Annotated in this window: 20 protein-coding genes and 3 pseudogenes; 14 read left to right on the top strand and 9 right to left on the bottom strand. The window is 70.2% G+C overall.

All coding sequences use genetic code 11. The annotated features are described in order from the left end of the window. Positions 1-23 precede the first annotated feature (23 nt). The 4 genes from G412_RS0119995 (at position 24) to G412_RS37290 (ending at position 3,511) form a co-directional block, all read left to right on the top strand. Positions 24-953: a LysR family transcriptional regulator gene (locus tag G412_RS0119995; RefSeq protein WP_028813622.1), complete on the top strand. Its 930-nt coding sequence runs from the start codon at positions 24-26 to the stop codon at positions 951-953. A 240-nt stretch (positions 954-1,193) separates the two neighbouring features. After that, positions 1,194-2,489, top strand: a complete 1,296-nt coding sequence (locus G412_RS0119990) for an MFS transporter (protein WP_028813621.1) — start codon at positions 1,194-1,196, stop codon at positions 2,487-2,489. Between the two features lie 159 nt (positions 2,490-2,648). Then, positions 2,649-3,044 (top strand): MBL fold metallo-hydrolase, encoded by a 396-nt coding sequence (locus G412_RS37295; RefSeq protein WP_051338491.1) that lies wholly within the window; start codon positions 2,649-2,651, stop codon positions 3,042-3,044. Further along, the gene (locus G412_RS37290; protein WP_051338490.1) at positions 3,041-3,511 is read left to right on the top strand and encodes an MBL fold metallo-hydrolase; all 471 of its coding nucleotides are present in this window, start codon (positions 3,041-3,043) and stop codon (positions 3,509-3,511) included. The genes G412_RS37295 and G412_RS37290 overlap by 4 nt, the downstream gene beginning before the upstream one ends. A 7-nt stretch (positions 3,512-3,518) precedes the next feature. Here the strand turns inward: G412_RS37290 and G412_RS0119980 are convergent, their stop codons facing one another. From G412_RS0119980 to G412_RS0119970, 3 genes are all read right to left on the bottom strand, one after another. Further along, positions 3,519-5,108: an MFS transporter gene (locus G412_RS0119980; protein WP_028813620.1), complete on the bottom strand. Its 1,590-nt coding sequence runs from the start codon at positions 5,106-5,108 to the stop codon at positions 3,519-3,521. Between the two features lie 70 nt (positions 5,109-5,178). Further along, positions 5,179-5,652 (bottom strand): MarR family winged helix-turn-helix transcriptional regulator, encoded by a 474-nt coding sequence (locus G412_RS0119975; RefSeq protein ID WP_028813619.1) that lies wholly within the window; start codon positions 5,650-5,652, stop codon positions 5,179-5,181. A 61-nt stretch (positions 5,653-5,713) separates the two neighbouring features. Beyond that, positions 5,714-6,340, bottom strand: coding sequence for a TetR/AcrR family transcriptional regulator (locus tag G412_RS0119970; protein ID WP_028813618.1), 627 nt, complete (start codon positions 6,338-6,340; stop codon positions 5,714-5,716). Between the two features lie 76 nt (positions 6,341-6,416). Between G412_RS0119970 and G412_RS40245 the strand changes: the two genes are divergently transcribed. The 3 genes from G412_RS40245 (at position 6,417) to G412_RS37275 (ending at position 8,238) form a co-directional block, all read left to right on the top strand. Next, complete coding sequence (locus G412_RS40245; RefSeq protein ID WP_028813617.1) at positions 6,417-7,079, top strand: glycoside hydrolase family 3 protein; 663 nt, start codon at positions 6,417-6,419, stop codon at positions 7,077-7,079. A 20-nt stretch (positions 7,080-7,099) separates the two neighbouring features. Further along, entirely contained in the window at positions 7,100-7,558 is a 459-nt protein-coding gene (locus tag G412_RS40240) for a glycoside hydrolase family 3 protein (RefSeq protein ID WP_028813616.1), read from the top strand. Positions 7,559-7,641: 83 nt separating this feature from the next. Next, positions 7,642-8,238: a glycoside hydrolase family 3 protein gene (locus tag G412_RS37275; RefSeq protein ID WP_244283137.1), complete on the top strand. Its 597-nt coding sequence runs from the start codon at positions 7,642-7,644 to the stop codon at positions 8,236-8,238. Here G412_RS37275 and G412_RS41060 read toward each other — a convergent pair. Then, a pseudogene (locus G412_RS41060) lies at positions 8,216-8,556 on the bottom strand (isochorismatase family protein); the annotation flags it as partial. The gene G412_RS37275 and the pseudogene G412_RS41060 sit on opposite strands and share 23 nt — an antisense overlap. A gap of 647 nt (positions 8,557-9,203) precedes the next feature. Between G412_RS41060 and G412_RS0119950 the strand changes: the two are divergent. From G412_RS0119950 to G412_RS41055, 4 genes and pseudogenes are all read left to right on the top strand, one after another. Beyond that, positions 9,204-9,650 (top strand): hypothetical protein, encoded by a 447-nt coding sequence (locus G412_RS0119950; RefSeq protein ID WP_028813614.1) that lies wholly within the window; start codon positions 9,204-9,206, stop codon positions 9,648-9,650. Positions 9,651-9,703: 53 nt separating this feature from the next. Continuing rightward, positions 9,704-9,964 carry a DUF5133 domain-containing protein gene (locus tag G412_RS0119945; protein WP_341860595.1) on the top strand — a complete coding sequence of 87 codons (261 nt, stop codon included), beginning with the start codon at positions 9,704-9,706 and terminating at the stop codon, positions 9,962-9,964. A 254-nt stretch (positions 9,965-10,218) separates the two neighbouring features. Further along, positions 10,219-10,635, top strand: coding sequence for a CBS domain-containing protein (locus G412_RS0119940; RefSeq protein WP_028813612.1), 417 nt, complete (start codon positions 10,219-10,221; stop codon positions 10,633-10,635). Positions 10,636-12,029: 1,394 nt separating this feature from the next. Continuing rightward, a pseudogene (locus G412_RS41055) lies at positions 12,030-12,283 on the top strand (IS1380 family transposase); the annotation flags it as partial. A gap of 366 nt (positions 12,284-12,649) precedes the next feature. Here G412_RS41055 and G412_RS35285 read toward each other — a convergent pair. The 4 genes and pseudogenes from G412_RS35285 to G412_RS0119915 all read right to left on the bottom strand — a co-directional run bounded on the left by G412_RS35285 (position 12,650) and on the right by G412_RS0119915 (position 19,442). Beyond that, positions 12,650-13,835: pseudogene (locus tag G412_RS35285) on the bottom strand (glycoside hydrolase family 1 protein). Between the two features lie 25 nt (positions 13,836-13,860). After that, a complete protein-coding gene (locus G412_RS0119925) occupies positions 13,861-15,615 on the bottom strand; it encodes a glycoside hydrolase family 3 protein (RefSeq protein WP_028813611.1) in 1,755 nt (584 codons plus the stop codon). Then, positions 15,612-17,924 (bottom strand): glycoside hydrolase family 78 protein, encoded by a 2,313-nt coding sequence (locus G412_RS35280; RefSeq protein ID WP_051338489.1) that lies wholly within the window; start codon positions 17,922-17,924, stop codon positions 15,612-15,614. Before G412_RS35280 ends, G412_RS0119925 begins: the two co-directional genes overlap by 4 nt. Before the next feature lie 48 nt (positions 17,925-17,972). Next, positions 17,973-19,442 (bottom strand): MFS transporter, encoded by a 1,470-nt coding sequence (locus G412_RS0119915; RefSeq protein WP_028813610.1) that lies wholly within the window; start codon positions 19,440-19,442, stop codon positions 17,973-17,975. A gap of 249 nt (positions 19,443-19,691) precedes the next feature. Between G412_RS0119915 and G412_RS0119910 the strand changes: the two genes are divergently transcribed. From G412_RS0119910 to G412_RS35275, 3 genes are all read left to right on the top strand, one after another. After that, a complete protein-coding gene (locus G412_RS0119910) occupies positions 19,692-20,315 on the top strand; it encodes a TetR/AcrR family transcriptional regulator (RefSeq protein WP_028813609.1) in 624 nt (207 codons plus the stop codon). Positions 20,316-20,381: 66 nt separating this feature from the next. Next, positions 20,382-20,528 carry a DUF1427 family protein gene (locus G412_RS38315; protein ID WP_078607186.1) on the top strand — a complete coding sequence of 49 codons (147 nt, stop codon included), beginning with the start codon at positions 20,382-20,384 and terminating at the stop codon, positions 20,526-20,528. After that, positions 20,525-20,812 (top strand): DUF1427 family protein, encoded by a 288-nt coding sequence (locus G412_RS35275; RefSeq protein ID WP_037649315.1) that lies wholly within the window; start codon positions 20,525-20,527, stop codon positions 20,810-20,812. The genes G412_RS38315 and G412_RS35275 overlap by 4 nt, the downstream gene beginning before the upstream one ends. Before the next feature lie 15 nt (positions 20,813-20,827). Here the strand turns inward: G412_RS35275 and G412_RS0119895 are convergent, their stop codons facing one another. After that, the gene (locus G412_RS0119895; RefSeq protein WP_037649313.1) at positions 20,828-21,799 is read right to left on the bottom strand and encodes a PDR/VanB family oxidoreductase; all 972 of its coding nucleotides are present in this window, start codon (positions 21,797-21,799) and stop codon (positions 20,828-20,830) included. Positions 21,800-21,825: the final 26 nt, after the last annotated feature.

Genomic DNA, 21,825 nt, shown 5'->3' with positions numbered 1-21,825 from the left:
GCCATCGCACCTGGGGAAGCACCATGAACCTGGCCAGCCTGGACCTGAACCTCGTCACTGCTCTCAGAGCCCTCCTGGAGGAGCGCAGCGTCACGCGTGCCGGGCAGCGCGTCGGACTCAGCCAGCCCGCCATGAGCGCCGCACTGGCCCGGTTGCGCCGTCACTTCGACGACGACCTGCTCTCCCGCGTCGGCAGCCGGTACGAACTGACCGCCCTGGGGCAGGTCCTCCTCGCCCGGACGGCCACCGCCTGCGATCTGCTGGAACGCGTCTTCACCAGTCAGGCCGACTTCGATCCGGCCCATGAAACCCACACGTTCACTCTCGTCGCCTCCGACTACGCCGTGGCGGTCTTCGGCGCCGAGCTGGCCCGCACGGTCCACGCCGAGGCTCCGGGCATCCGGCTGCGCTTCCGGCAGACGCCCACGGACGTCACCGAGCACACCGGGACGCTGCTGAGCACGGCCGACGGACTGCTCATGCCGCACGGCGTCATCAGTGGCTTCCCCACGGTCGAGCTGTACCGCGACCGCTGGGTCTTCCTCGTCTCCGACGACCATCCCGACGTGGGCGAACGCCTCACACTCGACGACCTGCGCCGCCTGCCGTGGGTGACCTACCAGCGCACGTACGACGCACCCGCGGTCCGGCAGCTCGGCATGCTGGGCATCGAACCCAGGACGGAGGTCTCCGTCGACAGCTTTCAGGCGCTGCCCTGGCTCGTCGCCGGGACCCGCCGCATCGCCCTCATCCAGGAGCTCCTCGCCGACCGGCTGCGGGGAGTGGCTCCCGTACGCGTCATGGAGTGCCCTTACGAAGCGGTACCCGTCCAGGAGGCCCTGTGGTGGCATCCCGTGCACACGCACGACGCCGCCCATATCTGGCTTCGCGAGACGGCGGGGCGAGTCGCTGTCGCCGCGTCTTCGCGCCCGGTGAATCCACGGCCCGAATGACGTGCATCCGGGATATCGATGGATCAGGGGCTGGGCGGCACTGACGGCCTCGCGCATAGTCGTGACAGTTGCCGAGGCCCGCTCCTGCCGGGCCGTTTCCCCGCAGGTGCGACGAGGTCCGGGGCGTTGGGTGTCCTGGTCGCGCGTCGTGATCGCGCGTCGTGGTCGCGCGTACTGGTCGCGTGTCCTGGGTCGCGGGGAGGCCGTCTTCCCTCCTGTTGCCGCCATGTGGAGCCTCGTATGCCCGAACCGGTTTCCCCCTCCCCGCCCGCCACCCCGATCCCCGCCCCGTCCCCCGTCGTGGACGCCGGTACGCCGGGCGCCGCGGCGCCTTCCGGTGCGGCGCATCGGCTGCGCGTAACGCTGCTGATGGCCGGCAGCTGTCTGCCGATTCTGGGCGCGGTCCTCATCGCTCCGGTGCTGCCGAGGATGCAGGACCACTTCGAAGGTGTGGCCGGCGCGAAAGCGCTGGTTCCCGTCGCACTGACGATTCCGGCCCTCGCGCTCGCCCTGCTCGCCCCATTCGCCGGCGTGATCGTGGACCGGCTGGGCCGCAAACGGCTGTTGGTCGTCGCGACCGTGCTGTACGCCGTCTTCGGCACCGCCCCGCTGTGGCTCGATTCCCTCGGGCCGATCGTCGCGAGTCGGGCACTGGTCGGTGTCGTCGAGGCGGCGATCATGACCTGCTGCACCACGCTGATCGGCGACTACTACAGCGGGCGCGTGCGGGACCGCTACCTCGCTCTGCAGACGATGTGCGCCTCCGCCTCCGCGACGGCCTTCTTCGTACTCGGCGGAGTGGTGGGTTCGGCGGGCTGGCGGGCCCCGTTCTGGATCTACGCCGTCAGCCTGCTGATCGCTCCCGTCATGGCCGCCTTCCTTCCCAAGCGGCAGTCCGGCGGTGAGGCAGCTTCCGCCGGTGCGTCGGGTGCGTCGCAACGGCCGAGTCCGTTTCCGGTGCGGCGGCTGGCGGGGATCTGCGGGCTGACCGTGTTCGGCGCCATGGTCTTCTACACCGTTCCGGTCGAAATGGCGTACCTGATGGACGACTTGGGGGTGGAATCCACGGGCGCCATCGGGGCGGCCACCGCGATCGCGAGCGCCGCGACCGTGACCGGCTCCATCGCCTTCACCAAGTTCTCCGGCACGCCGGCGCGCAGGCTCCCCGCCGTATTCGCACTGTGCGCGGCCGGATTCGTCGTGATGGCCCTCGCCGGCAACCCCATTGTTCTGATCGTCGGAGCCGTCCTCAACTGCTTCGGAACGGGCGTCCTCCTGCCCTCGCTCCTCACCCTGGCCATGTCCAAGCTCGACTACGCGGACCGCGGCCGGGGCACCGGACTGTGGCTGGCCGCGTTCTTCGGCGGCGAGTTCGTGTGCCCGCTCGCACTGCTGGCCCTGGACGGCCTCGCAGGCAGCCTGGCCGCGGCCGTCGGCGTCCTCGGACTCACCTCGGCGGCGGTGGGCGGCGTACTGCTGCTCTTCCTCCGTCGCGGGGCGGCGGCCGGCGCTGCGGGGAGTGCCCCCCAGAAGTAGCCGGTCCCTCTTCATGTCATGTCCAGCGAGCAAGGAGTGTGTCCACTGTGTGTGATGTCGTCGCGCGGGTCCTCAGCCAAGGGGACTCCCTTCCCGAGCCCGGCCGCCGCACGATCCGTGCGGCGCCGTCCCGGAGCCGACGGGCACCGGACACGTCTTGTGCTCCTGGGGACGGCGGGCGGGCCGGCCTGGATCGACGGAGCGCGGTGCGGTGTCTCCAGCGCCGTGGTCCACCGGGGGCGAGTCCACCTCGTGGACCTGGGGGCGGGCGCGCAGCAGCGACTTGTCCAGAGCGGTCTCGGCGGGCGCAGCGGCCTCGGCTCCTCCCTGTCGGCTGTACGGGCCGTCTTCCTGACCCACCTGCACAGCGATCACGTCACCGACTGGCCCGCTCTCTACGCGACCGGACCGATGAACACCGTGGGGCGTACCCTGCCCGCGATCGAGGTGTTCGGGCCGGGAGACCGCGGCACCCTGCCTCGGGTCTTCCCGCCGGGCAGGCCCGCGCACCGGTGTTCAACCCGGACGACCCCACACCGGGGATCTCCGCCATGACCGGCTACCTGCGGCAGACGTTCGCGAACGATTTCAACGACCGGGCGCGGGACAGCAACTTCACCAGCCCGGACGCCCTGTTCTCCGTACACGACATCGACCTGTCCGGTACATGGACCATCGACCCGCAGGGCAAGCCGCCGAGGCTCGCCTCTCCCGTCCCGGTGTGGGAGGACGCCGACGTCCAGGTCACCGCCACGCTGGTCGACCACCACCCCACAGCACCCGCCTTCGCCTACCGGTTCGACACCCCGGACGGCTCGGTCGTGTTCTCCGGGGACACCGGGGTCAGTGACAACCTCATCGACCTGGCGCAGGACGCCGACTACCTGGTCCACGAGGTCATCGACCCCGTGTTCGTCGACCAGCTCGTCGCGACCCTGCCGGCGGAGATCGGCGATCCGCTGCGGGAACACCTGCTCGTCGTCGGCGAGGACCTGCTCCAGCTCCCCGTCGGCAGGTCCTGACCCACCCTCAGCGATGCCCAGTGGTCTGCGGGTTCCGTCGTACGCCGGCCGCGGCGAGGACCGCACCGGCCACGCACAGCACGCCGGTGACGAGGGCAGCGGTGTGTACGCCGTTGATGAACGCCTGGCCGCTGCCCTCGATCACCGCGGCCTTGAGCTGCGCGGGCATGTCACCGCTGACCGGCGCGACGCCCATCGCCACCGCGTCCTTGGCCTCGTGCAGCTGCTCGGCCATGGGCGCGGGCACTCCGGCGCCCGCCAGCTCGCCGGTCAGGGTGGAGCCGACCCGGCTGCTGATCAGGGAGACGAGTACGGACGTGCCGAGCGCCCCGCCTACCTGGAGTGCCGTGGCCTGGAGGCCGCCCGCCACGCCTGCGTCCTTGACGGGCGCGTTGCCGACGATGGCGTCGGAGGAGGCGGCCATCACCATGCCGACGCCGAGGCCGAGGGCGATGAACGGCGGCCACATCGCGGCGTACGAGGAGTGCACGCCCCAGCCGAGCATCGCGAAGGAGGCGGCGGCCTGGAGGACCATGCCGAGCGGCATGGTCAGCCGGGCGCCGACCTTCTCGGTGAGCTTGGCGCCCAGCGGCGAGGCGACGACGGAGGCGAGGCTGAGCGGCAGGGTGCGCACGCCGGCCTCGACGGGGGTGAAGCCTCGTACGTTCTGGAGGTACAGCATCACGAAGAAGATCACACCGAGGAGGACGAAGAAGTTGACCGCGGTGATGACGGTGCCGATGGTCAGCGCGGGGCTGCGGAACAGCCGCATCGGGAGGAGAGAGTGCTCGACCCGCGTCTCGTACCAGCCGAACACCAGCAGGATCACGACGCCGACGGCGAGCGCGCCCAGCGTCGAGCCGGAACTCCAGCCCCACGTCTCGCCCTTGACCACACCGAAGACCACGACGAGCAGGCCGGCCGCGAGCAGGATGACGCCGGGAACGTCGAAGCGGTGCCGGCCGGCGGTGTTCTTGCTCTGCGGCAGCACCAGCGCGCTGAAGACGAGCGCGATGACGCCGATCGGAGCGTTGATGTAGAAGACGGACTCCCAGTTGACGTGCTCGACGAGCAGCCCGCCGACGATGGGGCCGAGCGCCGTGGACACCGACGACACCATCGCCCAGATACCCACTGCCATACCGAACTTCTTCGGCGGGAACACCGCGCGAAGCAGACCGAGCGTGTTCGGCATCAGCAGCGCGCCGAACAGGCCCTGCAGAGCACGGAAGGCGATGACGCCCTCGATCGAGCCCGCGAGGCCGATGGCGACGGAGGCGGCCGTGAAGCCCACCAGACCGATCAGGTAGTACGTGCGCCTGCCGAAGCGGTCGCCCAGCTTGCCTCCAAGGATCAGCGCGGCGGCCAGGGCCAGCAGGTAGGAGTTGGTGACCCATTGCAGGTCGGCGGTGGACGCGTTCAGGTCCCGGCCGATCTCGGGATTGGCGATCGAGACGACGGAGCCGTCCAGACCGACCATGAACAGGCCGAACGCGACCGCGATGAGCGTCAGCCAGGGATTGCCTCGCCGGCCGCGCGCGGCTGCCGGTGGGGAGTGTGCGGGCAGGGGTGAGTGATCCACGACGGTGGGGGGCATGGAAGTGCCTTGCTTCCTCGGAGAACTGGGGCATGCGGCTACGGATGCGCGGACGACCGCGCGAACGCCGTCAGTCGGCGGCGGGGTGGATGTGCCGCGCCAGCCCCTGGAGGGCGCCGAGGGCGGAGCCGATGGCGTCGAGCTCCCCGTCGGTAAGGGCGTGCAGCGCCTCGACGACGTACCCGTCGATGAGGTCCCCGACCGCTGTGAGCCGGTGCCGGGCCTCGGCCGTGACGTGCAGGTGTGCCACCCGCTTGTCGGCGGGATCCGGCCGGCGTTCCAGCAGCCCCAGGCCGGCCAACTGGGTGACCAGCGCGCTCACATTGTTCGGCTTCATGAGCAGTACGTCGGCGGCCTTGCGCACGGTGATGCCGTCACGTTCCCCGACGAGCCGCAGCAGCGACAGCTGGCCTTCGGGCAGGTTGGGGTGCGGAAATTCCTGGGTGAGGCGACGGTCGAGCGCCCGGTGCAGCGCGGGCAGGACAGCCGCGAGCCCGGAGGCGATGCGACGGGTGTCCTGCTCGGACGCGCTGGAGGTGGGCATACAGGCATGCTAAGTATGCCGACATACCTATGTCAACATAGCTACTGCCGCCTTTGACCGCTTACCGCTCGGGGATGACCTCCTGCGACCCCGCCGCGGCCCGGAGCAGGGTCAGCAGATCCCGGAACCGGGCGGGCATGTCGACCTCTTCCGGGTTGAGCAGCCATTGGAGCTGGAGTCCGTCCATGGCGGCGACCACGAGCGGGGCGAGGTGCTCGGGGGACAGCCCGCCGGGGAGCCGCTCGCCGAATTCCTGGCGCAGCGACGCCGCGACTCCGTCCCGTACGTGGCCGTAGCGTTCCTGGAAGTAGGGCTTCGCCGGGTGCTTCTCCGTCACACTGTCCGCCGCGAGCACGGTGAACGCCTGCACGATGGCGGGCCGGTCCGCGTTGTATTCCACGAGGTCGGCCAGCAGGTCCAGGCGCGTCGGCGCACTGTCCCCGGTCCGCAGCACCTGCGCGACGTCCCATCGGTCGCGTAGTTCGAGCACTGCGGTCAGCAGGTCGTTCTTGGTGGGGAAGTAGTGCATCAGGCCCTGCTGGGTGAGACCGATCCGCTCGGCGATCGCGGCGATCGACGTGCCCCGGTAGCCACGTTCGGAGAAGAGCTCGAAGGCGGCCCGGAGGATCTCCTCCCGCCGGCCGTCACCACGTGCGCTCGGTCGATGTCGCCGCGCGGGTTCAGTCATCGCTCGCTCAGCCCCCTGTGTGTGTCTGCGATCGGCCAGAAGCCTAGTCGCAGGCCCGAGAGAGGTGACTGACCCCATGCTGCTCCCCAACCGCGTGCAGCAACCGCACGCTCGTACGGAAGAGATGCAGCCATGGCTGAACTGGCCGAGTTCGGCAGCCCTGGGTGAGAAGACAGCAGGAGATGACTCCGCCCCGGCACCCCGTGGGTTCGCGGTCCGCCTGACGCTGGGCGCTCTGGGCCTGCATGCTGCGGTCATGACGCCCGTCGTGGTGACCATGGCCCTGCGTATCGGCGAGGCCGACCCCGCCGACAAGGAGAAGAGCCTCGGCCTGGTGCTGGGCATCGGCGGCGACGCGTACCAGAACGGCGTGCTGCGCGGCGAATGGGGCTTCGACGAATACATCGTCTCCGACTGGACCGCCGCCCGGGACACCGCCGGCTGCGCGAACGGCGGCACCGATGTGGCCATGCCCGGCCCGAACACCGTCTACGGCGAGAAGCTGGCGGCAGCCGTACGCGAGGGCCTCGTGGCCGAGGAGACCGTGGACGCCATGGTCCGCCGCGTCCTGCTGCTCGCCGCCCGCGTCGGCATCCTCGACGGCGCGCCGCCCGCTGTGCCCGGCGACCACCTGCCGGACCGGCTCGACGGGGCCGCCGTCTCCCGTACGATCGCCCGCCACTCCTGCGTCCTGCTGCGCAACGAACCGGGCCCGGACGCACGCCGGCCCTGCCGCTGAACTCCCGCGCCCTGCGCAAGGTGGCGCTGATCGGCGCCGCCGCCGACAAGGCGCGGGTCCTCGGCGGCGGCAGCGCCACCGTCTGCCCCGAGTACGTCATCTCCCCAGTGGAGGGGCTGCGGGCGACACTGCCCGAGAACGTCGAACTCGTCCACGCACGCGGGGCCGACCCTAGCACCAAGCTGCACCCGGCCACCGGGAACTTCTCCCCGCGCGCCACCATCGTCGGGATGGACGACGAGGTGCTCGGCACGTACCCGCTCACCGAGGCGCAGGTCCAGTGGGTAGGCGAACTCCCCGACGGGGTTGCCTCGTCGAAGCTGGACCACGTCGAGTTGACCGGCGTCTACACCCCGCCAGTCACCGGTACGCACGCCTTCTCCCTCACCGGCGTCGGCGACTTCGAACTGACCGTGGGCGGTACCACCCTGTTCCGGGGCAAGAACGTGCCGCCGGTGACGATCCCTTCGTGGCCCTGAGCGGCGCCGAGGAGTTGCGCTTCGACATCGAGCTGAACGCCGGCGAACAGGTCGAGGTGCACGTACGGCACGTACCCCTCAAGATGTTCGACGGCCCCATGGTCTGGGTCCAGTTCGGCCTCGGCCACGCGGAGCCCAGCGACTCTCCCGACGCCGAGTTCGACCAGGCGGTGGCCACCGCGGCCGAAGCGGACATCGCCATCGTCGTGGTCGCCACGACCGAGGACGTGGAGAGCGAGGGCTTCGACCGCAAGACCCTCGAACTGCCGGGCCGCCAGAACGAACTCGCCGCCGTCAATCCGCACACGGTGGTCGTGGTCAACGCCGGTTCGCCGGTGGAGCTGCCGTGGGCGGAGGACGTGGCCGCCGTCCTGCTCACCTGGTTCCCCGGCCAGGAGTGCGGCGCGGCCCTGGCCGACGTACTGCTCGGCGCGCACGAGCCGGGCGGCCGGCTGCCCACGACCTGGCCGGCCCGCAAGGAGAACTCCCCCGTGCTGCGGGTCACGCCGACCGACGGCGCGCTCGCGTACGAGGAGAGCATCTTCGTCGGATACCGCGCCTGGGAGAAGACCGGCGCCGAACCCCGCTACTGGTTCGGCCACGGCCTCGGTTACACGACTTGGGAGTACCTGTCCGGCGGCTTCGTCCCGTCGGACGCTTCTTGCGTCCGGTCGCCTTGACCGCCGCCACGAGCCATCGTCCTCCCAGGCGTTCATGGTCGTGCGGTCGATGACCTCGTGCTTGGGAAACACCTCGGCGAGCTGAGGCAGCAGGGGCCCGGAGAACGACTCGGCGGCGACCGTGGTCAGGACGGCCGGCACATCAAACGCCTGAGCCGCTTTGGCGAGACCCACGGTGCTGTTGATTATCGCGGCGCGATCGCCGCTCCCTGCGCCGAAGAACATCTGCGGCTGGTGGTCCACGAAGAGCATAACCCCGTTGTCGGGCGTGAGGAGGTTTGCGCTCGGGGCGGCCTGCACCTTGGTGATGTCGAACATGAGGGGTCCTTTCGAAGCAATCGGTATCGCGTCCGCCGCGTTCGCGGCTCGGCACACCCCGAGATTACGACCGGCCCGACCGACCGACTTTTCTCCCCGCGCCCAGGAGTTGGCACGACAGCGCACTCCCCGCCCACGACCGGGACCACGGCCCGGTCCGCCGTCCCACCACGTGCGCACGCCGACCGGCCGTGCAATGACCGCCCCGGGTGGCACCAGGATCCGGGGCCATTCACGGCCAAACCACCGGCCATCCGCCTCAGTCACGTGGGGACAGGCAACTGGGTCCTACTGGGTGAGTCCAGGCGTGTGATCGCCGACTGCGGGGTAATCGTGGCGCATGGCACACCAGGGTCGTGGTTAACCAGCTCAGGCAATGCGCGGCGCCCGGGTGCCACCTGGACGTCGTTGCCTCTTGGGTCTGGTGGCCATGTCGCTCGCAGGGCGAGCTCGACGAGCCCGTCGGGGAACCCGTCCAGGGAGTCGCCTGCTGTCGGCGTCGGCGGCGTCGCCAGGGGCTACGGAAGTCCAAGCCCGAACGGACTCTCCAGCGTCACGGCCGTCCTGCCCTGCGGGGAAGCCGAAAGGGACGACCACACTTCCAGCATCCCACGGACCTGGACAGCCTGGACGGATGGCGCCGCCAGATGGTCGAGCACGGCCACGCCCTCTACGACGACACGCTCGCCCTGGCCGCGTCCGTACGGGCCCGATCGCCGGCATCGACGGCATGCACGTACACGGGCGGGACGACTTCTGCGGGCGCGGCCTCACAGCCGACATGGACGCCCTCCGGGTCATCATCGACGTCACCTGGCTCGGCACGACCGGCTACCGGAGCGGCCGACTGGCTGCGTGAACACCACCAGATCAACCTCCATCTGTCCGACCACCGCCGCGTCAGCGCCCAACTGGGCCACGCCGACGACGAACACACCGCACAGACCCATGCCTCGGCCCTACGGGACATCGCCGCGCACGCGGATGAACTGCGGCCGGCACCGACCGTGGAGATCCCGGACCCCCACCAGCTTCAGCTCGAACAAGTACTACTTCCGCGCGACGCGTTCTTCAGGACGGCCGGCTCGGCATGAGGGCGCGTTGTGCGGGAACACGTACGGCACCGAAGGATGCCTGGGAGGGACTTGTGGTGGTGTTAAGGCCGGAGCCGCGCCGTGTGAGGTCCTTGCTCGCCCGCTATGCGAGCGCACGCATCGCGCTCGCGGAGAAGGCCGAGCCGACATGGCAACGAGAGCTGGCAGACGTCACCTACACGCTGTGTGTGGTGACCGGCACCCGCTCCATCACCGATGCGATCGCGGCTGCTGACGAGATCCTGGCGACAGCCAGGCGACCCGAAGTACCCCGTCGGACATCACTCGCAGCGGACACGACCCTCGCCGCCTAAGACCGCCGTGCACCGCCCGGACGTCGGGCCGTACGACGGCGATGGAGAACCGTGGCCAAGGGCGCGAGCGCTCACCAGCACATCCACGAGTGGGCCCCGGCGCCCGAGGTTCACCGCCGCGCTTGGCCGGGACGGAAATAGGCGAGTCTCCAAGACGACCGCAGAGTCCACACTCAGCGAACTTGCCGACGGCTTGACGCCCGCGTACAAGACCTCATGCCCAGGCACCCGCAGTACACCAGGAAGGATCTCGCATGACGACCGCACGAGAGATCATGACCGAAGGCACGGAGTGCATCGGCGCGGAAGAGACCGTACTGCTCGCCGCGCAGAAGATGGCCGAGCTGGGGGTCGGCGCGTTGCCGATCTGCGGCACGGACAAGAAGCTCAAGGGCATGCTGACCGACCGCGACATCGTCGTGAAGGTGCTCGGCGTCGGCAAGAGCCCTGCCGATTGCGCAGCGGGCGAACTGGCCCAGGGCGAGGCGGTGACCATCGGCGCTGACGACGACGCCGAAGAGATTCTGCGCACCATGACCCAGCACAAGGTGCGCCGCCTGCCGGTCATCGACGGGCACGACCTCGTGGGCATGGTCGCCCAGGCCGACGTGGCCCGAGCCCTCCCTGATCCCAACGTTGGCGACCTGCTCCAGGCACTGTCCACCGACTGAACCGCAACGCAGGAGGCCCCGGCTCAAAGCCGGGGCCTCCTGGCGCCGCCCTGCGGCACGAGACCCCTCCAGCCGAGCTCGCCGGCACGAAAGCCGTCAGCGCCGCCCTCCACCTCCGCACGGAGGCCCTGCCGACCGGACAGGAGGGGGCCGGAGCCAGACACGGATCGCATTGGCCGTCGGCCATGTGCAACGCCTGAACCCCTCAACGGACTGGCCGAACGCAACGGACGACAGGTGACCTGAGACCAGCCCCAGCAACTGTTTCACCGCCCCCCACGGGCTTGTGTCGGAACAGCAACTGCCGGACCATGCACCGTCGGACGCCACTCAATGATCGCCAGCTGACGCTGCTCACCCGCTTCGGGGACAGGACGAAGCCTGTTACCTCAGACGGCCCCGAACTTGCTGTCACCACTCGCGCCCTAAAAGCGCGGGGCCTATTTGCGCCTCCCCCTCGTCGGCAGACCGCGTCCTCATCCGGGACAAAGCCGGCCCCCGCAGCGTGCTACGAAGCCCCCGCGCCCCTTACCGGCGGAAGTAGGAGCGGCGCGGCGGTGTGCTCCTGAGGGCCTACGACCTCAAGTACAGCGGGCGGGCGAAGGGGCACTTCTTCCTCGGCCTGCTCTGGGCGACCGGCGAGGGCGACACCGAGTGGAACCGGATCCACCTGGCACGCAGCCATGTGATCACCAACGTTGAGGACGTGATCGCCGCAGTCACCGCGGACCACAGCGCCTTTGAGATCTCCCAGGGAGGTCCTGCCCCCAGGTGCTCTCGCTACTCCGGCTCCTCGCCGAACAGGCCGTCGTCCGCTATGGCGAAATCGCGGTGTCCAAGAAGCGCAAGCAGCCAAGACCCTGCTCACCATCCACGGCAGAACGTACGAGATCGACTTCCGCGAGCGGCAGAAGCGGGTCCGGTACGTGCCCAAGCAGCCGGGGCGGCGTACGTACGACAGGACGAGCGCCGCCGCCGGGAAGCGGAGGAGCAGGAGCGTGCGCGTCGGGAGTGGGAGGCGGCCGTCAGCGTCGCGTCTATCAGGGCGGTGGACGCGGTGCGGGGCGAGCGCTTCGGCACGGCCTTGGAACAGTGGCGGGCCGCAGGGGAGATCAAAGTCTTCTGCGCGGCTCTGGACGAAGCCGCCGCTACGATTCGACGACGTCTTCGACGCCGAAAAACTGCGGGGGCGGTCGGCCTGGGGGAAGGTGGAGGCGGCAGGGGGCTGGCCGGCCACAACTTCCACGCGGAGCCGACGGGAGACCAGTAGCGCTCGGTCTTGCCCACTCCGCACCATGCCCGGACAATCCTGGGGACGGCCGCTTCAGCGTCCAGTCCGTCGGGGGGTGTGACGGCCCATCAGGGCGAGCGTCAAATGAGCGTCATGAGCCGGGCAGGCGCCGCTGTTGGTTGAAGTCGAGACGGTTCGCAAGGCTGGGCCGGACCAGGTGGAAGTGGCCCTCGCGGTCGGGCTCGGTGGAGACTGCCTCGCGGATGTCGGGATGCTGCGGGCCCGGTCCGGCCGTGGTTCGGGCCGGTCGCCTCAGGCCCGACGGTCTCCCGCCTCATCGACACCCCCGCCACGGCTGGCCCGAGGCTCCTTCACGCGATACGGGACGCGCGGGCCGAAGTGCGTGACCGCGTCTGGAAGCGGCCGGACGCGGCCCGGGCCGCTGGAGGTGATGGCTGCGATCGCTTCCGCCCGTATGGAGGCGATGCCATCTGTGGTGTCGTCGTCGGCTTCGAGACTCATGGGTGGTGTGGCGGTTCACCTGGATTTACAGGACGGCGCTGTCTGTGGGGCAGGGGACACTGTACGGGCGTGAATGAGTGGGCCGATGTGGACTTCGGCGTGGACCTGCTGGTTCGATGACGAGCGCGTACAGGCGGCGGTCATCCATGCGCAGGGCCAGTCCACCGCTGCCGCCGGAAGCGCCGACGGCGGCGCGGACGGTGCACTTGGATCGGCCTTGCGCTGACGGCAGTACGTGAAAGGCGGGCAGCGGGCCGACCGTCACTCGGGGAGGTGACCGGTGCGGGCGATGGTGCCGAGCCAGTGGGCGCTGGGCTTGGGGGTGCGGGCGAAGGTCTGGCGGTCGACGGCGACCAGGCCGAAGGTGGGCTTGTAGCCGGCGACCCATTCGAAGTTGTCGAGCAGCGACCAGTGGATGTACCCGCGTACGTCGATACCGTCGTCCATGGCGGCGCGCAGTCCGTGCAGGGCGGTGCGGGTGTAGTCGATGCGGCGGGTGTCGTCGGCGGTGGCGATGCCGTGCTCGGTCACCAGGATCGGTACGCCGCCGGTCGTCTGCCAGGTGTGGCGTACGGCCTGTTCCAGGGCCTGCGGGTAGTACTCCCAGTCCGTCAGGGTCTGCTCGGCGGACTCCGGGACGGGCAGGGGGCCGTCGGGGCCGATGACGGTGCGGGTGTATGCCTGTACGCCGATGAAGTCGTCGCCCTTGGCGGCTTCGAGGAAGAAGTCCTCACGCTCGTGTGACCAGGCGGCGGCCGCCTCCTCACCGCCGGGTGCCGCCTGGACGGCCTGGCTGGCGATCGTCCAGCCGGCCGCGATCCCGGACTGGCCGCGCAGGATGTCCACGGCGCGGGCGTGGGCGGCGACCAGAGCGTCGGCGGTCGGGCGGTGCGGGGCGGGCATGACGCCGGTAAACGCGGGCCGTTCGGCGGACGGCAGGTGGAGTGGGGCGGTCATGGCGGCGAGGTTGGGCTCGTTGATGGTGCAGACGTACGAGACGCCCTCGGCCAGGATGGGCAGGACGGTCTCGCAATAGCGGGCGAAGCGGTCGGCCGAGCCGGGGGCGGCCCACCCGCCGGCGGCGGTCATCCAACGCGGCACGGTGAAGTGCTGCAGGGTGACGACCGGGTTCAGATTGCGTTCGCAGCAGCCGGTGATCATGCGGCGGTAGTGGTCCAGCGCGACGCGGGAGACTTCACCGGGTTCCGGCTCGATGCGGCTCCACTCCAGGGAGAACCGGTACGTGTTCAGGCCCGAGACCGGCGGCGATGTCCAGGTCCTCCTCCCAGCGGTGCCAGCTGTCACAGGCGTCCCCGCTGGGCTCGGTGAAGAAGGTGCCGGAGCGGTGTTCCATCTCCCAGAAGTCGTTGTTGACGTTGCCACCCTCGACCTGGTGGGCAGCGGTCGCGGCGCCCCACAGGAAGCCGTTGGGGAAGGTGCTGTTCATACGAGGCTCCGAGGCTCCTTGTCGTTCACGCTGTGGAGTCGGCGGCATAGCGCAGCCCGTGGCCGAAGGGGTAGAGCGGATCGGTGCTCTCCTGCGGGACGTCCGGACGGCCGGCCGCTACCTCGGCCATGGAACGAGGGAGTTGGAACGGCAGCCTGCCCTGCGGGGCGGCACGGCCGAACAGGACGTCGAGCAGCGCCCGGTCGCCGGCGCCGTAGGCGGCGAGCAACACGGCGGCACGGTTGGCGATTTCGGGGATGACGGCGGGTCGTTCGAGGTGGATGGTGACGATGGTGGGCACCGTGTCGAGCAGGGTGAGGATCTGCTTGAGGCGTTCTCGGTCGAAGTCGAGCCGGCCGGCGTGGAAGAAGGACTCGAACAGGCCCGGGCGGGGCTCGTAGGGGGTGTTCAGGCGCAGCACCGCGAGGTCGGCCTGAGCCGGGTCGGTGACGATGTCGGTGTACTCGGCGGCCACGGCCACGTCGACGCCTTCCACGTACAGCCGAGGACGACCGGTCAGCGGCAGTACGCCGGCACGGTCTTCGAGCAGGGTCAGCGAGCGGCGCTGGGCGGCCTCGCCGGCGGTGCGGAAGTCGGCGCGGCCGACGATCTCTTCGGCGGCGTCCGGGTCGACGTAGCGGCGGTCGTCGAACAGCCCGAGGCGGAATTTCTCGGCGAGCAGGCGAGTGACGGAGGCGTCGAGGCGGGATTCCGTCAGCCGTCCGTCGCGGACCAGTTCCACGATCAGCTCGGGGCATGCCTCGCCACCGATCTGATCGGCGCCCGCGTGCAGCACCTTCAGTGCCCGCTCCTCGGGCGTGAGGTGTTCCACGCCCCAGGCGCGGGCGGCGTGCATCTCGCCCATGATCGGACCGTCGTTGAGCAATCCCCAATCGGTGCAGACGATGCCGTCGAAGCCCAGCTTCTCGCGCAACAACCCGGTGATGATCCCCTTGTTGAAGCCGAAGCCGACCTCTTCGTGCCCGGTGCCGACCGGCATGCCGTAGTACGGCATCACCTGCGTGGCCCCGGCTGCGATGGCCGCCTTGAACGGCGCCAGGTGGTAGTCGAAGAGGCCGCCTGGGTAGACCTGTTCCCTGCCGTAGGGGAAGTGCGGGTCCTCGCCGTCCTTCTGCGGGCCACCGCCGGGGAAGTGCTTGACCATCGCTGCCACGCTGTCCTGGCCGAGCTGCTCGCCCGGACCCCGCAGGCCCTCGATGTACGCGGCCGCCAGGCGCGAGGTCAGGTCGGCGTCCTCGCCGAACGTGCCCGAGATACGGGCCCAACGCGGTTCGGTGGCCAGGTCGATCTGCGGGTGCAGGGCGACCCGCAGACCGACGGCCAGGTACTCGCGGCGCACGATGTCGCCGTACTGGCGTGCCAGTGCGACGTCATCAATGGCGGCCAGGCCCAGGGTTTCGGGCCACTGGGAGAAAGGGCCGGCCATCATCGCGGTGCCCGGGTTGTCGGTGAACGCGTGGCGCGGATCGGTGGACAGCGTCACCGGGATGCCCAGCCGGGTGGCGGCGGCCTGCTCCTGAAGGCGGTTGTGGAACTCCGCCATCTCGCGTGGGGTGCCCGCGCCCAGCAGGTTGAAGTGCGACATGAGGTGGTCGGACATCATCTGCTCGGCGGTGAGGCCGACTGGTGCGGGGTTCGCTCCGATGCCTATCGCGTGGTGGAAGAGCAGCCCGGCCTTCTCTTCCAGCGTCATACGGGGCAGCAGGTCCGCCACCCGTTCTTCGACGCTGCGGCTGGGGTCCTGGTACGGGTGGGTCACTGCTGCTCCTCGGTGGTGCGGTGGGGGGCGTGGAAGGTGTGGAAGGTGTGGATGCCGGGCCCGGCCCGGGTTGGTTCGGCGCCCGGCAGGTCGACGGTGGCCTCGGTGCCCTGGGGGACGGTCACGGTGACCGTCAGCCGGCCGTCGGTCAGGCGCCACGCCACCTCGGCCCGTCCGTACGGTGTCTCGTGCGCGGCCTTGGCCCAGGTGAGGCCGCCGCCGGGGCGGGGCCGGACGAGCAGGCGGCGGTAGCCGGGGGCGGCCGGGGCGAGACCGGCGACGGTGCGGTGCAGCCAGTCGGCGATCGCGCCGAGCGCGTAGTGGTTGAAGGAGGTCATCTCTCCGGGGTTGACGGTGCCGTCGGGCAGCAGGCTGTCCCAGCGCTCCCAGATCGTGGTGGCCCCCATATCCACCTGGTAGAGCCACGACGGGCAGGAGCGCTCCAGCAGCAACCGGTACGCGGTATCGGTGTGGCCGGTGGCGGTGAGCGCGTCGCATACGAGAGGGGTGCCGAGGAAGCCGGTCCCGATCCGGTGGCCGCGCTCTGCCACCAGAGCGGCCAGCCGGTTCCCGGCCTCGGTCCGCTCGGCGTCGTCCTGGAGCAGGTCGAAGCCGAGGGCGAGGGCGTACGCGGTCTGGGTCTCTTGCGCCAGGCGGCCCTCGCCGGTGTGGAAGCGGGCTCGGAAGGCTTGCCGTACGGCATCGGAGAGTGCGTGATAGTGCTCGGCGTCGTCCTTCTTCCCCAGTACGTCGGCGGTGCGGGCCAGCAGTCGGGACGAGTGCGCGAAGTAGGCGGTCGCGACGAGTTGAGAAGAGGTCGTCGCCCCGCCGGGGTCGTCGGGGGACGCGGTGGGGTCGAGCCAGTCGCCGAACTGGAAGCCCTCGCCCCACACGTGCGTGGGCCCGGCGATCCGGTCGACGGCGTCGACCCAGGCGCGCGTGGACGGGTACTGGGTGCGCAGCACCTCGGTGTCGCCGTAGCGCTCGTGCAGGACCCACGGGACGATGACGGCGGCGTCGCACCAGCCGGCCATCGGGGGGTTGCCGGGAGGCATCGGTACGGGGATGTTCAAGGGGATGGCAGGGCTGATCACCGGTGGGATGCCGTCGGGGTCCTCGCTCTGGTCGGCGGCGAGGTCGCGCAGCCAGGAGCGCAGGAAGTCCTGGGTGTCGTAGAGGAACGTGGCGGTGGGGGCGAAGACCTGGATGTCGCCGCTCCAGCCGAGGCGTTCGTCGCGCTGGGGGCAGTCGGTGGGAACATCCAGGAAGTTGCCCCGCATCCCCCACACCACGTTCTCGTGCAGCCGGTTCAGCGACGGATCGGAGGACTCGAACCAACCGGTCCGGCGGAGGTCGCTGTGCAGGACCACAGCGGTGACGTCACCGGGGGCCAGTTCGCCGGGCCAGTTGTCGATGTCGGCGTAGCGGAAGCCGTGGAAGGTGAAGCGGGGCTCCCACTGCTCGCCGTCGGCGTCGCCGCGCACCGTGTAGCGGTCGGTGGCCATGGCGCCGCGCAGCGGACGTACGCACAACTCGCCGTCCTCCAACACCTCCGCATGCCGCAGCGTCACGGTGCGACCCGCCTCACCGCGGACGCGGATGCGCAGCCTGCCGACCAGGTTCTGGCCGAAGTCGACCAGGGCGCGCCCGCTGGGGGAGGTGGTCACGGCCACCGGGGCGAGGCGCTCGATGCGCCGTACGGGAGGGCTGTCGGCCGGGAACAGCACCGAGGTGTCGAAGTCCACCACGCGCACCGGATGCCAGTGCGTGTCGTCGAAGCCCGGTTCGCTCCAGCCGGGCAGCTCCCGGCGGGCGTCGTAGACCTCTCCCTCGTACAGGCCGGCGGCGGTGACCGGACCGGCCGCCGCGCGCCAGCCCGGACCGGTCGTGATCGTCTGGACGCTGCCGTCGACGTACTCGATGCTCAGCTCAGCGAGCAGTCCGGTATGCGGTCCGTAGATGTCGCGGTTGCCGCCGTTGAAGCCGAGCAGGCCCCGGTACCAGCCGTCAGCCAGGTGCGCGCCCCAGGCGTTGGGACCGGGGCACAGCATCCGGGTCACGTCGAAGGACTGGTAGCGGTGGCGGTGGTGGTAGCTGGTCCAGCCGGGCGCCAGGACGTGGTCCCCGACCACGGCGCCGTTGAGATACGTCTCGTACACCCCCAGGGCGGTGACCCTCAGCTCCGCCCGTCTCAACTGGCCGCTCACGGTGAACACCTCACGCAGCAGCGTGGCCGGGCGGCCCGCCGTACCCAGTGGCTCTTCCGGCCAGGCGGGGGTGATGACCTGAGCGGTCCAGGCGTGTGACATGTCAGCCTTTCTCGGTGTTGGCGGTTAGTGGTCCCTCCGGGGGGCCGTTCAGACGGCGGGGACGGCGTCGGTTTCCGCCGGGTCCCGCAGTGGCGGGATGAACAGCGATATCGCCAGGGTCAGCGCCGTGAGCAGCGCTCCGGTCCAGAAGAGCCAGGCGTAGCCGCCGTCCTGGTAGAAGGCGGTGCCGTCCACGACGGTGCTGTGGGTCGCGAGGGCGGCGAACGAGAGGGCGGTGACGATGGCGCCGAAGAAGTTGATGCCCATGTTGAGCATGCCGCTGCCCAGCCCCTGCTCGTCCTTGGACACCACGCCGACGACCAGCGCCGGAGCTCCCGCGACGACGAGGCCGGAGCCGAGGTTGGCCAGGCACGAAGTGAGGATGAGTTCGGTCTCATTGGCGTGGAAGAAGCCCACCAGGCCGTAGCCGACCGCCATCAGAGCCAGCCCCGTCCACCAGAGCAGGCGGGCGTCGATCGTGCGCAAGAGGCGGCTGGCGACGATTCCGGTACCGAACATCACCACGTGCCAGGTCACGCTGACGGCGGCGTTGTGCTGTGCGGTCCACCCGAGACCGGCGGAGACGCCTGGGATGTGCGGGTAGAGGGCGAGCAGGATCGCCATACCCGGCATGGTGTACGCGACGGCCTGAGCGAGCCCGCCGCTGAGGAGGACCAGGGCGACCGGGCGTCGGCTGAGTACCTTCAAGTCCAGGATCGGGTGGGCGCTGGAGCGCTCCACGAAGAAGAAGACGACCAGTGCGACCAGGCCAGCGGCGAGCCAGCCGAGGGTTTTGGCGTCGGCCCAGCCCCAGCTCTGTCCCTGGCCGACTGCGTAGACGACCGCGGTCAGGCCCCCGCCGAGGACCAGGCCGCCGAGCCAGTCGAAGCCGGGCCGGAAGTCGTGCCGTGGGGTCTGGGGCACCAGGAAGGCGATCAGCGCGAAGCCGGCGGCGGAGGCCGCGGCGAGGAACCACATCACGCCCTGGTAGCCCCAGCCGTCGACCAGCCAGCCGGCGAGGAACGGCGCGGCCAGGGCGACCAGTCCGACGCTGCTGCCCAGGATGGCGCTGGCCGGCTTCACCAGCCGGGCGGGGAAGATGTCCCGTACGGCCGGGAAGGACAGGGCGCCGAACGGGCCGTAACAGCCGGCGATCGCCCGCCCGGCCAGCAGAAGCCAGAAACTGCCCGCCATCGCGGCGATGACGTCTCCGACGACCCCCAGGCCGGCCATCACGAGCATGAGCCGCTTCCTGCCGTAGCGGTCACCCAGTTTCATCACGAACGGCGTCAGCAGCGTCGAGACGAGGACGACGGTCAACCCGAACCAGGCCACGTGCGTGGTGTGGAAGCTCTGCGCCACGCTGGCGGTGGCGTTGGCGCCCAGGATGCCGGCGGCGGCCAGGAGCTGGGTCGGCCAGATGAGCGCGATGAGTACGGCGACCAGTCGCGGGGTCCATCTCGCGGTGTCGTCGGACGAAGCTGTGTCGAGCGAGGGGCTGGCAGACGTCGGTGTCATGAAGCCGCTCCTTTCGCGAACAGGGAGGGTGGGGTTCGTGCGTGGAACGGCAGGCCGTCAGCAGGGCTCATATCTGGCCACAGGCGCGAAATGCTCGCTCGCTTTCGGATGATGATGAGACCAATACTTAGTGCACGCTAGGCATTGAGAGAGTGACGCACGTCACATGGCTGGAGGTGAGGCGTCCCCTGCCATGCGGCAGCGACACTCTCGTGGGAGCCGACGACGGCGATCGGTACGGTGGTACGCATGGGGACACCACGCGGGCCGCGCGGCGGCTACACAACAGGGCTGGCCAGGCGCAACCAGATCCTGGAGGCCGCGCTTCTGCGCTTCGGCCAGGACGGTTACCGCAAGACCTCACTGGCTCGCGTCGCCCGCGACGCCGACATCACCGACGCCGGGCTGCTCCACCACTTCCGCGACAAGCAGCAACTGCTACTGGCCGTGGTGCAGTACTGGCACGAGCGGCTCGACGAGCAATGGGTACGCGTGCCCGACTCCGTACGGGAGGCCTTCCGCTGCCACCTGGAAGACACCGCCGAATCGCTGAACATGCCGGGGGTCCTCGAACTCGCCGTCGTGATCGGCGCCGAGGCCACCGCACCGGACCACCCCGCGCACGACTTCTTCTCCCACTGGCAGGAAAAGGGCGTACGCGAACTCGCGGACCGCCTGCGCGCCGGCGCCGAGTCCGGTGAACTCAAAGCTGGCCTGGACCACGAGAACATCGCCCGGCAGTGCGCGGCGCTCGACGCCGGACTACGGCTCCAGTGGCTGGCCGGCGGGCGCTCATTCGACCTGATCGCCGTGATGCGCTCACACCTGGACCGCCTGATGACGACGATCTCGGCGGACGGCGAGGGGCTGTAGCGCCGCGCCGCACGTGATGTCAGGTAGCCTGACGTAAGTCGCTTTCTCGTAGGGAGCTGGGTCCTGATGGCATACGTGAAGGTGCTGCTGGCCGGGATGGTGGTCGGCGCTCTGTACGTGGCACTGCGAGTGAAAGCCCCCGCCCCCCCGCCCGTCGCGCTGTGCGGCCTGCTCGGCATGCTGCTGAGCCAGGCCGCCCTGGAGGCCCTGTGACCGCCCCACGCAAGGCCCGTGCGGCGGCATTCGCGCGGCGGGCGGGGGTCTCCCTCCTCGCCGGAACCGTGATGGGCGCGGTCTTCTGGGCCCTGGACGTCGCCGCACCCGCGCCGCCGCTGCTGAGCCTGTGCGGACTGGCGGGCATCCTCCTCGGCGAGCGGGTCGCCACGGCCCTCCGCGCGCGGTGGTCATCACGGCGCCGCCGACCCGCCGCCCCGGTGATCCCCACACCCTCCGGAGGCACCCGTCCCGAGAGCGCGCCACACGTGACTACCTGGTAGCGGGCAGCCGGTGGGTCACAGATCCAGGACGAGGCGCGGGCACGCGGCGCGCGAGACGCAGATGAACATCGTGTCGTTGCGGGCCTGCTCGACGGGGGTGAGGAGGGAGTCGCGGTGGTCCACCACCCCGTCGAGCACCGCGGTCTCGCAGGTGCCACAGGTGCCCTCCTGGCACGAGGACAGGATCTGCACGCCGGCCTCCTCGACCGTCTGGAGGACGGTCTTGTCCGGTGGGACGGTGACTGTGATGCCGCTCCGGGAGAGTTCCACCTCGAAGGAGGTCGAAGGGGCGTCGTCCTCCCGCGACTTCGGCGTGAACCGCTCGATGTGCAGCGTGCCTTCCGGCCAGGAGGCACACCGCCGTTCCACCGCGTTGAGCAGGGGCTCGGGACCGCAGCAGTAGATGAGGGTGCCGGGGGCAGGGCTGCCGAGCAGCCCCTCCAGATCGAGAAGGCCGGTCTCGTCCTGGGGGCGCAGTGCCACCCGGTGGGGGTGGTCCTTGACAAGCTGCCCGGCGAAGGCCATGGTGGCGCGGCTGCGGCCGCCGTACACCAACCGCCAGTCGGCGCCCCGCCGCTCGGCGGCGGCGATCATCGGCAGGACCGGGGTGATGCCGATGCCGCCGGCGATGAACAGGTAGCGGGGGGAGTCGACCAGTTGGAAGTGGTTGCGGGGGCCGCGCACCCGCACCGTGTCGCCCTCGGCCAGCGTGTCGTGCACGTAGCGGGAGCCGCCCCGGCTCTGCGGCTCGCGCAGCACGGCCACCTGGAGGAGGGAGGTGTCCCACGGGTCGCCGCACAGCGAGTACTGCCGTACGAGGTCCGGGCCCAGCACCAGGTCGATGTGGGCGCCCGGGCTCCACGCGGGCAGACGCTCGCCGAAGGGGTGGGCCAGGCTGAGCCGGACGACGCCCTCGGCGAGGGTCTCCTTGCACACCAGGGTCAGGTCGAGTTCGACCTCGGTGCTTTGAGGGCTTGTGATGGTCATGGTGGTTCTCTTTCGGGGCCGGGACC

Origin of the sequence: Streptomyces flavidovirens DSM 40150 (assembly GCF_000429085.1) — a bacterium.
Classification (GTDB): Bacteria; Actinomycetota; Actinomycetes; order Streptomycetales; family Streptomycetaceae; genus Streptomyces; species Streptomyces flavidovirens.
This window is presented reverse-complemented; position numbering and strand designations above follow the sequence as displayed.

Bases quoted from the DNA above. Each gene is read 5' to 3' on its own strand.
- G412_RS37290 (WP_051338490.1), top strand. From the start codon at position 3,041: ATGACCGGCTACCTGCGGCAGACGTTCGCGAACGATTTCAACGACCGG.
- G412_RS40245 (WP_028813617.1), top strand. From the start codon at position 6,417: ATGCTGCTCCCCAACCGCGTGCAGCAACCGCACGCTCGTACGGAAGAG.
- G412_RS0119915 (WP_028813610.1), bottom strand. From the start codon at position 19,442: ATGACACCGACGTCTGCCAGCCCCTCGCTCGACACAGCTTCGTCCGAC.
- G412_RS0119990 (WP_028813621.1), top strand. From the start codon at position 1,194: ATGCCCGAACCGGTTTCCCCCTCCCCGCCCGCCACCCCGATCCCCGCC.
- G412_RS0119980 (WP_028813620.1), bottom strand. From the start codon at position 5,108: ATGCCCCCCACCGTCGTGGATCACTCACCCCTGCCCGCACACTCCCCA.
- G412_RS0119975 (WP_028813619.1), bottom strand. From the start codon at position 5,652: ATGCCCACCTCCAGCGCGTCCGAGCAGGACACCCGTCGCATCGCCTCC.
- G412_RS38315 (WP_078607186.1), top strand. From the start codon at position 20,382: ATGGCATACGTGAAGGTGCTGCTGGCCGGGATGGTGGTCGGCGCTCTG.
- G412_RS0119995 (WP_028813622.1), top strand. From the start codon at position 24: ATGAACCTGGCCAGCCTGGACCTGAACCTCGTCACTGCTCTCAGAGCC.
- G412_RS0119950 (WP_028813614.1), top strand. From the start codon at position 9,204: ATGGTCGAGCACGGCCACGCCCTCTACGACGACACGCTCGCCCTGGCC.
- G412_RS0119910 (WP_028813609.1), top strand. From the start codon at position 19,692: ATGGGGACACCACGCGGGCCGCGCGGCGGCTACACAACAGGGCTGGCC.
- G412_RS35280 (WP_051338489.1), bottom strand. From the start codon at position 17,924: ATGTCACACGCCTGGACCGCTCAGGTCATCACCCCCGCCTGGCCGGAA.
- G412_RS0119895 (WP_037649313.1), bottom strand. From the start codon at position 21,799: ATGACCATCACAAGCCCTCAAAGCACCGAGGTCGAACTCGACCTGACC.
- G412_RS37275 (WP_244283137.1), top strand. From the start codon at position 7,642: ATGTTCGACGGCCCCATGGTCTGGGTCCAGTTCGGCCTCGGCCACGCG.
- G412_RS0119940 (WP_028813612.1), top strand. From the start codon at position 10,219: ATGACGACCGCACGAGAGATCATGACCGAAGGCACGGAGTGCATCGGC.
- G412_RS0119970 (WP_028813618.1), bottom strand. From the start codon at position 6,340: ATGACTGAACCCGCGCGGCGACATCGACCGAGCGCACGTGGTGACGGC.